The organism is Micromonospora sp. Llam0 (assembly GCF_003751085.1).
GTDB lineage: Bacteria > Actinomycetota > Actinomycetes > Mycobacteriales > Micromonosporaceae > Micromonospora_E.
Window position 1 is genome coordinate 1,290,013 of sequence record NZ_RJJY01000002.1, and the last position, 13,789, is coordinate 1,303,801.

12 protein-coding genes and 1 tRNA gene are annotated in these 13,789 nt (G+C 72.0%); 2 read left to right on the forward strand and 11 right to left on the reverse strand.

Going from position 1 to position 13,789, the window contains the following annotated elements; genetic code table 11:
- Positions 1 to 62: 62 nt before the first annotated feature.
- Both EDC02_RS33310 and EDC02_RS33315 read right to left on the reverse strand, forming a co-directional pair.
- Positions 63 to 2,588 carry a bifunctional diguanylate cyclase/phosphodiesterase gene (locus EDC02_RS33310; protein ID WP_233606573.1) on the reverse strand — a complete coding sequence of 842 codons (2,526 nt, stop codon included), beginning with the start codon at positions 2,586 to 2,588 and terminating at the stop codon, positions 63 to 65.
- Positions 2,589 to 2,616: 28 nt separating this feature from the next.
- Positions 2,617 to 2,817, reverse strand: a complete 201-nt coding sequence (locus tag EDC02_RS33315) for a hypothetical protein (RefSeq protein WP_123606167.1) — start codon at positions 2,815 to 2,817, stop codon at positions 2,617 to 2,619.
- Between the two features lie 42 nt (positions 2,818 to 2,859).
- On the opposite strand from EDC02_RS33315, the gene EDC02_RS40565 reads away from it, so the two are divergent.
- Entirely contained in the window at positions 2,860 to 3,060 is a 201-nt protein-coding gene (locus EDC02_RS40565) for a hypothetical protein (protein WP_158632396.1), read from the forward strand.
- A 687-nt stretch (positions 3,061 to 3,747) separates the two neighbouring features.
- On the opposite strand, the gene EDC02_RS33320 is transcribed toward EDC02_RS40565, so the two are convergent.
- Positions 3,748 to 3,831 (reverse strand) — tRNA-Tyr (locus EDC02_RS33320).
- A gap of 162 nt (positions 3,832 to 3,993) precedes the next feature.
- On the opposite strand from EDC02_RS33320, the gene EDC02_RS33325 reads away from it, so the two are divergent.
- Positions 3,994 to 4,488, forward strand: a complete 495-nt coding sequence (locus EDC02_RS33325; protein ID WP_123607343.1) for a YajQ family cyclic di-GMP-binding protein — start codon at positions 3,994 to 3,996, stop codon at positions 4,486 to 4,488.
- Positions 4,489 to 4,494: 6 nt separating this feature from the next.
- Here the strand turns inward: EDC02_RS33325 and EDC02_RS33330 are convergent, their stop codons facing one another.
- The 8 genes from EDC02_RS33330 to EDC02_RS33365 form a co-directional block, all read right to left on the reverse strand.
- Positions 4,495 to 5,769 carry an MFS transporter gene (locus EDC02_RS33330; protein ID WP_123606168.1) on the reverse strand — a complete coding sequence of 425 codons (1,275 nt, stop codon included), beginning with the start codon at positions 5,767 to 5,769 and terminating at the stop codon, positions 4,495 to 4,497.
- Positions 5,770 to 5,940: 171 nt separating this feature from the next.
- Complete coding sequence (gene htpX, locus EDC02_RS33335; protein WP_123607344.1) at positions 5,941 to 6,828, reverse strand: zinc metalloprotease HtpX; 888 nt, start codon at positions 6,826 to 6,828, stop codon at positions 5,941 to 5,943.
- Between the two features lie 142 nt (positions 6,829 to 6,970).
- The gene (locus EDC02_RS33340) at positions 6,971 to 8,563 is read right to left on the reverse strand and encodes an NADH-quinone oxidoreductase subunit N (RefSeq protein WP_123606169.1); all 1,593 of its coding nucleotides are present in this window, start codon (positions 8,561 to 8,563) and stop codon (positions 6,971 to 6,973) included.
- Positions 8,560 to 10,161, reverse strand: coding sequence for a NuoM family protein (locus EDC02_RS33345; protein WP_123606170.1), 1,602 nt, complete (start codon positions 10,159 to 10,161; stop codon positions 8,560 to 8,562). Before EDC02_RS33345 ends, EDC02_RS33340 begins: the two co-directional genes overlap by 4 nt.
- Positions 10,162 to 10,177: 16 nt before the next feature.
- Positions 10,178 to 12,133, reverse strand: a complete 1,956-nt coding sequence (locus EDC02_RS33350; RefSeq protein WP_123606171.1) for an NADH-quinone oxidoreductase subunit L — start codon at positions 12,131 to 12,133, stop codon at positions 10,178 to 10,180.
- Complete coding sequence (gene nuoK / locus EDC02_RS33355; RefSeq protein WP_123606172.1) at positions 12,130 to 12,522, reverse strand: NADH-quinone oxidoreductase subunit NuoK; 393 nt, start codon at positions 12,520 to 12,522, stop codon at positions 12,130 to 12,132. Before nuoK ends, EDC02_RS33350 begins: the two co-directional genes overlap by 4 nt.
- Complete coding sequence (locus EDC02_RS33360) at positions 12,522 to 13,061, reverse strand: NADH-quinone oxidoreductase subunit J (RefSeq protein WP_123606173.1); 540 nt, start codon at positions 13,059 to 13,061, stop codon at positions 12,522 to 12,524. The genes nuoK and EDC02_RS33360 overlap by 1 nt, the downstream gene beginning before the upstream one ends.
- The gene (locus tag EDC02_RS33365) at positions 13,058 to 13,669 is read right to left on the reverse strand and encodes an NADH-quinone oxidoreductase subunit I (RefSeq protein ID WP_123606174.1); all 612 of its coding nucleotides are present in this window, start codon (positions 13,667 to 13,669) and stop codon (positions 13,058 to 13,060) included. Before EDC02_RS33365 ends, EDC02_RS33360 begins: the two co-directional genes overlap by 4 nt.
- Positions 13,670 to 13,789: the final 120 nt, after the last annotated feature.

Here is a 13,789-nt window from a genome sequence, read left to right on the forward strand (position 1 = left end):
CGAGGTGAAATCAGATCAGCCCGTCCACGCCGCCGCAGGTCAGGCCCCCTGCCGGTCGGGGATCAGGGCACCGCCCGCAGCCGGCGAACCTCGCTGGACTGCAGGCTCTCCGGGTCGGCCTGGGCCTCGTACCAGGCGGCCAGCCGCTCGTACGGCAACGGACGGCTGAACAGGAAGCCCTGCCCGACCTGGCAGCCGATGTCCTGCAGCAGCTCCAGGGTCAACTCGCTCTCCACGCCCTCGGCCACCACGGTCAGGCCGAACTGCTGGGACAGCGTCACGACCGCGTTGACGATCGCCAGGTCCCCCGGGTCGGTCGCCATCCCCTGCACGAACGACCGGTCGACCTTCACCTCGTGCACCGGCAGCCGGCGCAGGTGCGCCAGCGAGGTGTATCCGGTGCCGAAGTCGTCGACGGACAGCCGCACCCCGAGGTCGCGCAGCCGCCGCAGGGTCGGCATCGGCCGGTCCGTACCGTCCAGCACACCCGCCTCGGCGATCTCCAGGGTAAGCAGCTCCGGAGCGACCTGCGCCTCGTCCAGCAGGGTCCGGACCAGCTCGGGAAACTCCGGATCGGTCAGGGTACGGGCGGACAGGTTGACGGCCACCGGCAACGGCTGCTGACCGACGTTCCACTCCCGGCTACGGCGCAGCCCTTCGCGCAGCACGAACTCGGTCAGCCGACCGAGTTGGCCGGTGTGTTCGGCGACCGCGACGAAGTCCTCCGGCGAGACCGAGCCTTGGGTCGGATGCTCCCACCGGGTCAGGCACTCGACCCCGACCAGCCGGCGGCCGTGCAGCGTCACCTTCGGCTGGTAGTAGACCTCCAACTGCGTCTCGTCCAGCGCGACCCGCAGGTCACCGGCGAGCCCGAGCCGACGTACCGAGCGGGACTCCAACGCCGGATTGAACAGCTGGACGCCGCCGGACACCGACTTCGCCGCCGTCGCGGCCAGGTCCGCCCGCTGCAGCAGCGTCGCGGCGTCGCTGCCGTGGTCGGGGTGCACCGCCACACCGGCCACGGTGTCGACGTCCAGGGTCAACGCGCCGAAGACCATCTGGTCGCGGATCTGGTCACGGAGCTCGACCGCAAGCTGTACGGCGTACTCAGCGGCCTCCATCCGCAGGGTGACCACGAACTCGTCCCCGCCGCTGCGGCCGACCAGCGCGGCCGACGGGGCGCTTTCCCGCAGCCGCCGGGCGACCTCGGCCAGGACCTTGTCCCCGGCCGCGTGGCCGAGCGACTCGTTGACCTGCCGCAGCCCGGCAACGTCGAAGAGCAGGACCGCGACGACTTCACCCGGGGTCCGGATGGCCACCGACTCGTCGAGCGCGGCGGTCAGCCGGCGGCGGTTGGCCAGCCGGGTCAACCCGTCGTGGGCCGCGTCGTAGCGCAGCCGGTCGACCAGGCGCGAGTTCTCCACGGCGACTGCGGCATGCACGGCGATCGCTTCCAGTAGCCGCAGGTCACCGGGCCCGAAGTGGGAGATGTCCCCGAGCCGGCCGGACACTTCCAGGCAGCCGATCACCAGCGAACCGGCCCGTAGCGGCACCACGACGGCGTCCTTCGTGCCCCAGTCACGAAGTGCCGTGTCGAACGGGCTGTCGCCGAATTTCGCCCCGACGGCCAGCGAACTCCCGGTCTCGAAGACGTGTTCGCGGATCGATTCCGGAGCGCCGACCGTGTCGACCAGCCCTTGTCCGTCGGCGGTCGCGGACAGCAGCACCTCGGGATAGCGCCCCTGTTTCGGCAGCCAGAGTGTCGCGTACTCGGACTGCAGCACCTCGCGGACCCGCTTGAGCAGTACGTCGACGATCGTCCCGTCGTGCGGCGTGTCGGCGATCGCCCGGGTCAACGCGTAGATCTCGGAGAGCGTGCGGTTCTGCCGCAGTGATTTCGCGTACGACCGGTAGGCCAGCACGAAGAAGGTGATCAGCGCGACCAGCAGGATCAGCGCCCAGTCGCTCTGCGCCAGCAGGATCAGCACCACCAGACCGAAGGTGATGTTGATGGAGGCGACGACCAGGGCGGGGACCGTCGTGGTGGTGAGCTCCTTGGTGGACAACCGACCCTGGGCCAGGGTGATCACCACGAGCACGGCGACCAGGGTGATGATCTGGCAGGCGATCATCGCCCCGACCAGCGTCAACCAGGTACGCGGCTCGGCGGCGTCGAGCACGTCGGCGTTGACGACGATCGCGGTGGCTATGGACGTGCCGGCGGCCACGTTCGCGACGTTGAACCACAACTTGACGGGCGGCTGCCGCCGGCTGAGATGACCGACCACGGCGGCCAGCACCCGACCGATGATCAGAGTGAGCGGCGGCAGGAAGAACAGACCTAGCAAAAACGGGATCTCGCCGATGTTCAGGGTGAACGACTGCCGGCGCACCTCGAACAGCAGGATTGCCGCGTGTGCGGCGAGGAAAAGGCCGAAGAACAGCAGGCCCAGCGGCCAATCTCCGGTGGGGTTGGGGTGGCTGATGGCCAAGGCCACAGAGATGAGTACGGCTATCAGAGCGAGTGGCCCGGTTACGAACCAGGCCCGCCCGGAAGAATGCCGTGAGATCGCCTGTGGCCTTGGCACTCGATCCCCTTGGTGTCGGATGCGGCGATCAGGTCCAGCTGAAGTCGTAGAGCGAGACCTGCGCATCCACCGAGGCGTCGAAGCCGTACTTGTCCACCGGGGAAACCACAGGCACTTCGTCACCGACCGTAACCCAGGCTTGGGCAGCCTGGGCGGCGGTCCCAGCGGTGAACGAGACAGCAATCCCGAGTGCGGCGACCGCGACGACCCTGCCGAGCCGGCGGCCCATCGTGTGTCCACGCATGTTACAGACTCCCGTCCAAGGAGGCGAATGAGTTACGCGAATGAGGGGCAGAGTCCTGATGGTGCCACACCGGACCGCACCAACGGTAGGTTGACGCGGCCGGCCTGCACCTTCGGCACTGCCCATCCTAGCCAATCGGACGAGGAGAACCTTAGCGGCGGCTTTGCCCTGCGGCTTTCGTCCCGCTGCTGCTCAGGCCGGGTGATCCTGCTCGACGACAGCCAGTGACGCCGCGCAGAGGATTGGCAGCCACGGACACTAGGCAAACCCCGCACTCAGCGACGCAACCGGGCCAATATCGTGACCGACATGCCGGATTTATTACGAATCAACGAAGGAAGTGATTTGTTGCTCTTTTATGCAACTAAAATTCGGGATAGATGGTCAACTGACCGAGTCATCAGCCAGCTGACAACAGACCGTCGCCGGGTCTCGACGCTAAGCCCTGCCGGCCACTCGACGGCACCCTTTTCGGTCACGGCTCGGTGTCGGTGGCTACTCGCCGGTTCGGAAATCGCAGCCCAAACGGTGCACTGCGGCCGAGAACACGACCCTGTCCGGATCGACGGGCCTTCGGGCGCGGCGCGCGGACCAGTTGGGGCACCTCCTCCCCTGCCGACCGGCCCCCAACCGACCGGGATCACGCGGGCCCGTCGTCGACCTCCGAGACCCACCGACGACGATACGCACCGATCGATTGACGCAGAGCAACCACCCCGGGTCGGTGGCACCGGTCGAGCTTGATGCCACAGGTGCATCAAGATGCACCTGTGGCATCAGGCCCGCAGAGGCACCTTGGGGTCCAGGAAGGTGTAGCCCGGAAGCCGTAGCCGGCTGGACCGGGCGGGACGACGTGCCGACCGTACGACAACAGCCCTTGACCTGTTGGTGCAGGTCAAGGGCTGTTGGTGCGCCTGGTGGCGGGTAGAGGATTCGAACCTCTGTAGCTTTCGCGACGGATTTACAGTCCGCTCCCATTGGCCGCTCGGGCAACCCGCCAGGGCGTGCCGCCTCGTCACGCGAGGCGACGCAGGAAAGGATAGCGGCATGACGGGGCTCTTCCGCAACCGGGTACCGTCGGCGGGAGTCAACTGTCCGGCAACGTCCGATACACCGTCCGAGACCCGCACCGTCCGAGACCCGCACTGGCAGGAGCAGACCATGGCAGCCAACCCGTCGTTCGACATCGTGAGCAAGGTCGACCGGCAGGAGATCGACAACGCCCTCCGGCAGACCGAGAAGGAGCTGTCCACCCGCTTCGACTTCCGCGGCACCGGCGCCGAGATCACCTGGTCCGGCGAGGAGGCCGTGACGTTGCAGGCGGAGACCGAGGAACGGGTGAAGGCCAGCCTGGACGTCTTCAAGGAGAAGCTGGTCAAGCGGAACATCTCGCTCAAGTCGCTGGACGCCGGTGACCCACGCTCGTCGGGCAAGACCTACAAGATCGACTGCAAGGTCATCCAGGGCATCGAGTCGGACAAGGCGAAGGCGATCAGCAAGAAGATCCGCGACGACGGGCCCAAGGGTGTCCAGGCGCAGATCCAGGGCGACCAGCTGCGCGTCACCGCCAAGAAGAAGGACGACCTGCAGGCGGTCATCGCACTGCTCAAGCAGGAGGACTTCGGCATCGCCCTGCAGTTCACCAACTACCGCTGACCCAGCTCAGGCCGGGTCGCCGAGCAGGGCCCGGTCCAGGTCGACCGCTGCGCGGGCCTCGGCGCGGCTGATCGGACCGGCGGGCCAGCCGGCCAGCAGCGCAGCCAGGGCGAGCGCGGCGGCGGCGAACAGGAACGCTGCCGTCGGGCCACCGGCGCGGTCCACGAGCACCCCGGCGACCGCGCCGCCGGCCGCGCTGGCACCTACCGCCATGGTGGTCACCCAGGTGTACGCCTCGTTCAGCATGCTGACCGGGGCGAGCCGGCCGACCATGGTGTTCTCGACGGTCAGCGCCGGGGCGATCACGGCACCGCCGAGCGTCAGCGCCACGCCCAGGGCCAGCGGGTGCGGCATCACCGCGTACACGACGAAGCTGGCAGCGACCCCGGCGAGCAGCCAGGCGAACTGCCGGGACGCGTCCACCGCCGGTCGGCGGATGCCGAAGTAGATCCCGCCGGTGGCGCTGCCGACGGCCCAGACCGCCAGCAGTACGCCGGCGAGGCTGCCGCCGTCGTCGTTGGTGCCCAGGTAGTTGGAGGCGTACGCGGGTACCGCCACGCCGGCCGTGCCGAAGCCGATGCCCAGCCCGCCGACGCAGGCCAGCAACGCCGGGAAGCCGGGCACCCGCAGCGGGCCGAGGCCACGGGCGTGGCCTTCCCGCGGGTGGGGTCGCCAGCCGCGCATCGCCCTGCCGAGCGCCACCACGGTGGTGCCGGCCAGGGTGAGTACGGCTGCGGCGACCAGCGCGGCCGCGGCGTCGGCGAGCACGACGAGCCCGGCGACGAGCAGCGGGCCGATCACGAACACCACCTCGAAGATGGTGGTCTCGGCGGCGAGCGCGGTGTTGCGCAGCGGGTACCGGCCGCTGGCCGGGCTGGTCAGGTTGTTCCAGGCGCCTCGGATCGCGGCGCTGAGCGGCGGATAGCTGGCACCGGCGAGGCCGGACATCAGGAAGACGAGCAGGATCGAGCCGCCGCTGCGGGTGGCGAACAGCAGTGCGATCAGGGCGACCGGGTGGGCGACTCCGGTGGCCAGCAGCACCGGGCTCGGGCCGAGCCGGTCGGCGATCCGCCCGGCGACCGGGCTGAGGGCCGCCCCGGCGAGGGCGTAGACGCCGCCGGCGATCGCGGCGAGTGAGTACCGGCCGGTGGAGTCGCTGATCACCAGCAGCAGGGCGAGCGGGGTCATGCCGATGCTGAGCCGACCGATGACGCCCGGGATCAGCAGGGTGGGTCCGCCGGGGATGCGCCAGACGGCGACGTATTTCCGCAATCCGGACACTGTTCCGTTCCCTTCACCGGCTGGTGGCACCGGCGGCCGACGTGCTGCGGACCGGCCGATGGGCCGACGGCGGTAACGACCGTTCGGCCTGCCGACCCTAACCCGCTGACGGCCCCGCACCCCACCGGATTCGGTCCGGTACGGGGTGCGAGGCCGCTCACACAGGCGTATTCACAACCGGCGTTGCACCGGGCCGCCGGCACCGGCGTACGCCAACTGCTCCAGCCGGGCCACCCGCTGCTCCATCGGCGGGTGGGTGGAGAACAGCGCGGCGAACCCGCCCTTGCGCAGCGGGTTGTCGATCATCAGGTGGGCCGAGCTGGCCAGCTGGCCCTCGGCCGGCAGCGGCATGCGCTGCGTACCCATGTGGATCTTGCGTAGCGCGCTGGCCAGCGCGAGCGGGTCGCGGGTCAGTGCGGCGCCGGACGCGTCCGCCTGGTACTCGCGGTTGCGGCTGATCGCCAGCTGGATGATCGACGCGGCCAGCGGCCCGAGGATCAGCATGGCGAGCAGCGCTGCCGGGTTGGCGCCCTCGTCGTCGTCCCCGCCGCCGAACGGCAGGAACCAGGCGAGGTGGGCCAGCATGGTGACGATGCCGGCGAGCGACGCCGCGACGCTGGAGATCAGGATGTCCCGGTTGTAGACGTGGGACAGTTCGTGCCCGATCACCCCGCGCAGCTCGCGGTAGTCGAGGATCTGCACGATCCCCTGGGTGACGCAGACCGCCGCGTTGGCCGGGTTACGCCCGGTCGCGAACGCGTTGGGCTGCATGGTCGGGCTGACGTAGAGCCGGGGCATCGGCTGCCCGGCCTCGGCGGCCAACTCCCGGACCATCTGATGCAGCGCCGGGAACTCCGCTTCGCTGACCGGCTGGGCCCGCATCGAGCGCAGCGCGAGCTTGTCGGACCAGAAGTAGGTGCCGGCGTTCATCGCCAGCGATACGAGTACGGCGATCATCAGGCCGCCGCTGCCGCCGAACCAGTAGCCAACACCGAGGATCATGGCGGTGAGCAGGCCGAGCAGGGCTGCCGTCTTGAGACCGTTGTGGTGGCTGTGCACGTTCACTCCCTCTCCACCGGGTCGTCTGGAGACCCCACGGCAGGTGCAACGCCCACGTACCCACTGCGCATCCCGCGATAGCTGAGAGTTAGCTGTCAATCAAGACCTGGCGGGCATGTTTCACTCAGTCAGGAACTCTCACTCAGCCCGCGACGACGTCAAAGACCACCTGTGGTGCGAATCCGAGCAAAACCGCCAGAGCGGTCGCGACGGCGAGCGTCGCCACCACCGGCCACGCCACCGCGCCACCGGGCACCGCCGCGCCCTGAGCCGGCGGCGGCGTCGTCGACTCCCGGGCGTACAGCGTGGCACTGACCCGCAGGTAGTAGACCAGGCCGAGGACCGCGTTGGCGGCGACCACCAACGCCAGCCAGCCGGCCCCACCGACCAGCAGCGACCGGACCACCGCCACCTTGGCGAACAACCCGGCCAGGCCCGGCGGCAGACCGGCCAGCCCGATCAACGCCAGCGTCAGCGCCGCACCGACCCACGGTCGGCGGCGGGCCGCGCCCGCATACGCGGCGATCGGACCGCCGTCGCCGGCCGCCGGCCGCAACGCCACCACCGCCGCGAAGGCGGCCAGCTCCAACAACACGAAGAAGACGGTGTACGCGAAGACCGCCGCCACGGCCACCGTCTGCTCCTCGGCGCCCCGGCCGGCCACCCCGGCGGCCGCCGCCAGCGGCACCAGGATGTACCCGGCCTGCGCGATCGACGACCAGGCCAGCAGCCGCACCATCCGCCGCTGCCGCAGCGCGACCAGGTTGCCGACCGTCATGGTCGCCACCGCCAGCACCGCCAGCACCGGCCCGGACGCGGCCAGCTGCGGGGTGAGCCCTTCGGTCACCACCGCGACGATCGCCACCACACCGCCGAGCTTGGACGCGGTCGACAGGTACGCGGCGACCGGCAGCGTCGCGCCGTCGTAGGTCTTCGGCGCCCAGGCGTGCAGCGGCACCGCCGCCACCTTGAACGCCAGTCCGGTCAGCAGCAGCACCACACCGACCCGGGCCAGCCGGGCCTGCCCGTCGGCCGAGCCGCCGACGACCGTACCGGCCGGCTCGGCCAGGCCGCTGGCGCCGGCGAGCAGGTCGAGGTGCACCACGCCGTACGCGGCGTACAGCAACGCCACGCCGAGCAGCGCCACCGCCGTGGACACCACGCTGACCACGAAGAAGCTCACCGCGGACTCGGCCGAGGCGGCCCGCTGCCGGCGCAGCCCGACCAGGATGTACAGCGGCAGGGTGAGCGTCTCCACCGCCACGACCAGGGTGATCAGGTCCCCGGCGGCACCGAGCACCACCCCGCCGGTCATCGAGCAGGCCAGCAGGAAGCAGTACTCGCCGGCCGGCACCGCACCGGAGTTCAGCAGCGGCGCGGACAGCGCGAGCACGCCGGCGGTGAGCGCCGCGAACAGCAGCGCGACCAGGGCGGCCCGGCCGTCGGCGACGTACGAGCAGGCCAGCCCGCCGTTGACCAGCCCACCGGACGGCAGTCCGCCCTCGGCGGGTACGCCGGACGGCGTACCGCAGAAGGTGGCCCGCGCCGGATGCGCCAGCGCCACCAGCGCGGCGAGGCCGACCCCGGCGGCGCCGGCGACCGCCGTCGCCCCGGTGACCGCCCGCCGGCCGACGAACAGGTCGGCCAGCAGCACCGCGACCGCGGTCGCCGCCGCCAGGTACGCCGGCAGCAGCGCCAGGTGGTCGATCGTCTGTGCCGCGGACCCGTCGGTCACCGGATCACCTCCAGCAGGATCGTGACCGGCGACTCGGCGACGCCGAGCACCAGCGCCGGCACCAGCCCGATGGCCAGCGCCAGCAGCACCAGCGGTGCCCAGGCCAGCGCCTCGGGGCGGCTGATCGCCGGGGCGGGTGCGGCCCGGACCGCCGGACCGGCCGGGCCGTGGGTGACCCGGCGCAGCATCCGCAGCAGGTACGCGGCGGTCAGCGCCGCGCCGACCGCCGCCGCCACGGCCAGCGTCGTCCACAGCGCCCCGCCGCGCTGCCAGGCGGCGACGACGGCGAACGCCTCACCCCAGAAGCCGGCCAGGCCGGGCAGGCCGAGGGAGGCGATCGCCGCGTAGCCGAGCAGCCCGGACAGCGCCGGGGAGTCTTCCCGCAGTCCGCCGAGCGCGGCCAGCTCGCCGGTGTGGTAGCGGTCCTTGACCGCCCCGGCGAGGAAGAACAGCAGGCCGGTGATGACGCCGTGGGCGACGTTGCCGATCAGCGCGGCCTGGATGCCGGTGGCGCTCAGCGTGGCGATGCCGAGCAGCACGAACCCCATGTGCCCGACGCTGGAGTAGGCGATCAGCCGTTTCAGCTCGGTCTGCGCCAGGCACACCAGGGAGCCGACGATGATCGCGGCGACGGCGAGGGTGCCGAGCACCGGAGCGGCCCAGCGGGCGCCGTCGGGGGCGACGCCGACGGCGACCCGGATCAGCCCGTACGTGCCCATTTTGAGCAGCACCCCGGCGAGGATCACGCTGCCGACGGTGGGTGCCTGGCTGTGCGCGTCGGGCAGCCAGCTGTGCAGCGGCCACAGTGGTGCCTTGACCGCGAAGGCCAGCGCCAGCAGCGTGAACGCGAAGAGCTGGGTGCCCCGGCCGAGTCCGTCGCCGCCGGTGAGGACGGTCAGGTCGGCGGTGCCGGCGGCGGTCGTCACGGTCACCACGCCGACCAGCAGCAGCACCGACCCGGCCAGGGTGTAGACGGCGAACTTGGTCGCCGCCCGCCGGTGCGCGGTGTCGGCCCGGTCGCCACCATCGGTTGTACGGCCGCCACCATCAGCGGTACGGCCGCCGCCCCAGCCGGCGATGATCGCGTACATCGGCAGCAGCACGACCTCGAAGAAGACGAAGAACAGCACCAGGTCGAGGGCGAGGAACGTACCGACGATGCCGACTTCGACGACCAGCAGCAACGCGACCAACGCCCGCCCGTTGCGCCCGTGCGGGGCGCGCCAGACGGTGTACGCGCAGCACAGCAGGGTCAGCCCGGTGGTGAGCAGCACCAGCGGGTAGGAGATGCCGTCGACGCCGAGGTGCAACCGCAGGTCCAGGGCGGGCACCCAGGGCAGGTCGAGCTGATGCCAGGGCAGCACCCCGGGCGGGCCGTCCAGCGGCGGACCGTAGGCGAACCAGCCGACCCCGGTCGGGTCGCGCAGCAACGGCAGGCTGACCAGGAACGTGATCGCCGCGAAGACGGTGCCGGTGATCCGGCCGGCCCGGTCGCCGCCGACCGGCAGGGCGAGCAGCAGCGCGCCGAGCGCCGGCACGACCAGCACGGCAAGCAGGGCGAACTGCCCGACGGTCCACGCGTCGTCGGCGTACGTCATCATCGGCTGCCCCCGCTCATCCCGCGCTCCCCAGGGCGGCGGCGGCCGCGGTCGCCAACCCGATCAGCAGTACGCCGGCGAGGACCATGGTGACCGCCCGGGGCAGCGGGGCGGCGTGCCGGCGGCGCAGCCAGTCGCCCAGCCCGGTCACCGCCCGGCCGGTGCCGGTGACCGCGCCGTCCACGCCGGATTCGTCGCCGACCCGGCCCGCGGCGGCGAGCGCCGTCACCGGGCGGACCACGACGGCCCGCTGCACCGCGTCGAGCCAGAACGCCGCCGCGAACGCCGGCCGCAGCGGGCCGAGCACCCGCGCCGGGTCGGCGGCCGGGTCGCGTCGGTGCAGCCACACCGCCGCGCCGACGCCGACGGCCAGCAGCAGCACCGGCAGCACCAGGTCGGGACCGAAGTGCACCAGCTCGTCCTGCAACGGTGGGAACTGGTCGCCGGCGGGTCGGTTGTCGCCGGGGCCGAATCCCGCGCTGGGCTGCGGGGCGTTGAGCCAGCCGGTGAAGGTGGGGCTGAACGCGGCCAGGCCGAGCAGCCCGGCCGGCACCGCCAGGGCCAGCACCGGCCAGCGCATCAACGCCGGCGGGTCGTGCGGATGGGTGCCGGCGGGCACCCGGGACGGCCCGAGGAAGGTACGCAGCAGCAGCCGGGTGGCGTACCAGGCGGTGACCGCCACCCCGACGAGACCGGCGGTCCAGACCAGCCAGCCCAGCCACGCCGGCACCGGCCCGTCACCGGGGTGGCGGGCGGCTTCGGCGGCCGCGTACAGCACGCTCTCCTTGCTCCAGAAGCCGGCCAGCGGCGGCAGCCCGGCGAGCGCGCCGAGCCCGACGGCGGTGGCGGCGAAGGTGACCGGCATCGGCCGGCGCAGCCCGCCCATCGCCGACATCAGGTTGCTGCCGACGGCGTGGATCACGCAGCCGGCGGCGAGGAACAGCAGCGCCTTGAACGCGGCGTGGGTGAGCAGGTGGAACAGGGCGGCCGGTGGGGAGCCGACGGCCAACGCGCCGGTCATGTAGCCCAGCTGGGAGACGGTCGACCAGGCCAGTACCCGTTTGATGTCGTCGGCGGCGGTGGCCGCGAACGCGCCGAGCAGCAGGGTGACGACGCCGAGTACGCCGAGCAGTATCAGCGCGGCCGGGGCGGCGACGAAGATCGGGTAGAGCCGGATCACCACGTACACCCCGGCGGCGACCATGGTGGCGGCGTGGATCAGCGCGGAGATCGGCGTCGGGCCGGCCATCGCGTCGGGCAGCCAGGTGTGCAGCGGGAACTGGGCGCTCTTGCCGGCCACGCCGGCGAGCAGCAGCAGCGCCGCCGTGGTGACCGTGGCCGGTGGGTAGTCGTGGGCGAGCACCTCGGCGATCCGGAAGCTGCCGGCGCCGATGCCGAGCACCGCGATGCCGAGCAGGAAGCCGACGTCACCGACCCGGGTGACCAGGAACGCCTTCATGGCCGCCGCCGGTGCCTCGGGCAGCCGCCGGTCATGCGCGATCAGCAGGTACGAGCAGGCGCCCATCACCTCCCAGCCGACCAGCAGCATGATCAGGTCACCGGCGACGACGACCAGCAGCATCGCGGCGGTGAACAGGCTGACCTGGGCGGCGTACGCCGGGTAGCGGTCGTCGTCGGCGAGGTAGGCGACCGAATACAGCTGTACGGCGAGCGCGACCGCGCCGACCGCGACGGCGACCAGGGCGGCGGGGCCGTCCAGCCGTACGCCGAAGGTGACCGCCAGCCCGCCGAGGTCGACCCACGGCCGGGACTGCTCGACGGTGGGTGCCCCGCTGGCGAGCAGCGCGACGGCGGTGACCAGCGCGGCGGCGGCACCGCCGATGCCGAGCCCGGCGGCGACCCGGCGGCGGGTGGCGGACAGCGGGTCGGGTCGCAGGCTGACCAGCAGGCCGGCCAGGGCGGCCGCGAACGGTACGGCGGGCAGCAGGTGGCCCAGGGTCGTCCCGGTCACCGGGGCACCTCCTGCCGCGCGGCGGGGTCGACCTGCACGGCAGCGGTGTCGGCCGGCGGGTCTACGTCGAGCGGCCCGGCTGCGGCATCGCCGAGCGGCACGTCGTCGACGATGACGCTGGCCCGCAGCCGGTACAGGTGCAGCACGATGGCCAGCCCGACGCCCACCTCGGCGGCGGCGATCACGATGATGAACAGGGCGAACGTCTGCCCGGTGTACGGCAGCGCGGCGCGCACCGTGGTGTCGGCGGTGACCAGGACCAGGTTGACGGCGTTGAGCATCAACTCGACCGACATCAGCAGCAGCACGGCGTTGCGGCGGCGCAGCACGCCGTAGAGGCCGAGCCCGAACAGCGCGGCGGCGACGAGGTACGGGATGACCGGGCGCATCAGCCGCGCCCGCCCGGCCCGGCCTGCCCGGCCTGCTCGGGCTGCGCGCCGACGTCGGGGCGGGACAGCACGATCGCCCCGATCAGCGCGGACAGCAGCAGCACCGACAGCACCTCGAACGGCAGCACCCAGCTGCCGAAGACGGCCGTGCCGAGCCGGTCGGCGGTGCCGGCGTCGGGCAGGTCGACGCGCGACCAGCGGTACGCGTCGACGAACAGTGCGGCCAGCCCCAGCCCGGCCCCGCCGCCGATCAGCGCGGCCGGCCAGCCGGGCCGGTCCAGGTCGGTGGCGGCGCCGATCGGGGCGCGGGTGAGCATCACCGCGAACAGCAGCAGCACCACGACCGCGCCGACGTAGATCAGCACCTGCACCCAGGCGACCAGTTCGGCGGTGAGTACCAGGTACAGGCCGGCGACGGCGCCGAGGCAGCCGACCAGGTACAGCCCGGCGCGGACCACGTGCCGGGTGGTCACCACCAGGGTGGCGGCGCCGACGGCGACCGCGCCGAGGGCGAGCAGCAGCACGTCCGTACCGGTCACGCGGTCGCCCCGCGGGCGGGTCGGCCGGGCGCGGGCCGGTCGGGCGCGGCGGCCTTGCGGGCGGCGGCGGTCTCCTCCTTGGCCGGTTCGCCGTTCGGGTCGTGCGCCGGTGGCGGCGGTACGCTCGCCATCCACTCGCCGAGGTGTTCCTTGTCGTGCAGCAGGTTCCGGATGTCGTACTCGGCGTACTCGAACTCGGGCGACCAGTAGAGCGCGTCGAACGGGCAGACCTCGACGCAGATGCCGCAGTACATGCAGAGCGAGAAGTCGATGTCGAACCGGTCGAGGACGTTGCGCTGCCGGGCCCGTGCCGCTCCCGGCACCTGCACCTCCTCCTTGTGCGAGTCGATGTAGATGCACCAGTCGGGGCATTCGCGGGCGCAGAGCATGCAGACCGTACAGTTCTCGGCCAGCAGCGCGATGACCCCCCGGGAGCGGGGCGGCAGGTCCGGGGCGACGTCCGGGTACTGCTGGGTGTGGGCCGGGGAGACCATCGTCTTGAAGGTCGTCGCCAGGCCTTTCAGCAGCCCTTCGCCGTGGCCGCCGCCGTGCCCGGCCCCGCTGTGTCCGGTCCCGCTGTGTCCGGTGTCGTGCTCCTCGCCGCTCATGCCGGTCGTCCGCCGCGTCGGTCCATGCGCCTCATCCTGCCGAATTCGTACCGGGCACGCGAGCATCTGATCCCCGTTGCCTTCGATCTCCGCTGTCTGCGGTCTCCGTCGCCGCTTGCC

Excerpts from the sequence above, each read along its gene's own strand:
- EDC02_RS33315 (WP_123606167.1), bottom strand. The coding sequence starts at position 2,817 with ATGGGCCGCCGGCTCGGCAGGGTCGTCGCGGTCGCCGCACTCGGGATT.
- EDC02_RS33365 (WP_123606174.1), bottom strand. The coding sequence starts at position 13,669 with ATGAGCGGCGAGGAGCACGACACCGGACACAGCGGGACCGGACACAGC.
- nuoK (WP_123606172.1), bottom strand. The coding sequence starts at position 12,522 with ATGCGCCCGGTCATCCCGTACCTCGTCGCCGCCGCGCTGTTCGGGCTC.
- EDC02_RS40565 (WP_158632396.1), top strand. The coding sequence starts at position 2,860 with ATGAGTTACGCGAATGAGGGGCAGAGTCCTGATGGTGCCACACCGGAC.
- EDC02_RS33345 (WP_123606170.1), bottom strand. The coding sequence starts at position 10,161 with ATGACGTACGCCGACGACGCGTGGACCGTCGGGCAGTTCGCCCTGCTT.
- EDC02_RS33325 (WP_123607343.1), top strand. The coding sequence starts at position 3,994 with ATGGCAGCCAACCCGTCGTTCGACATCGTGAGCAAGGTCGACCGGCAG.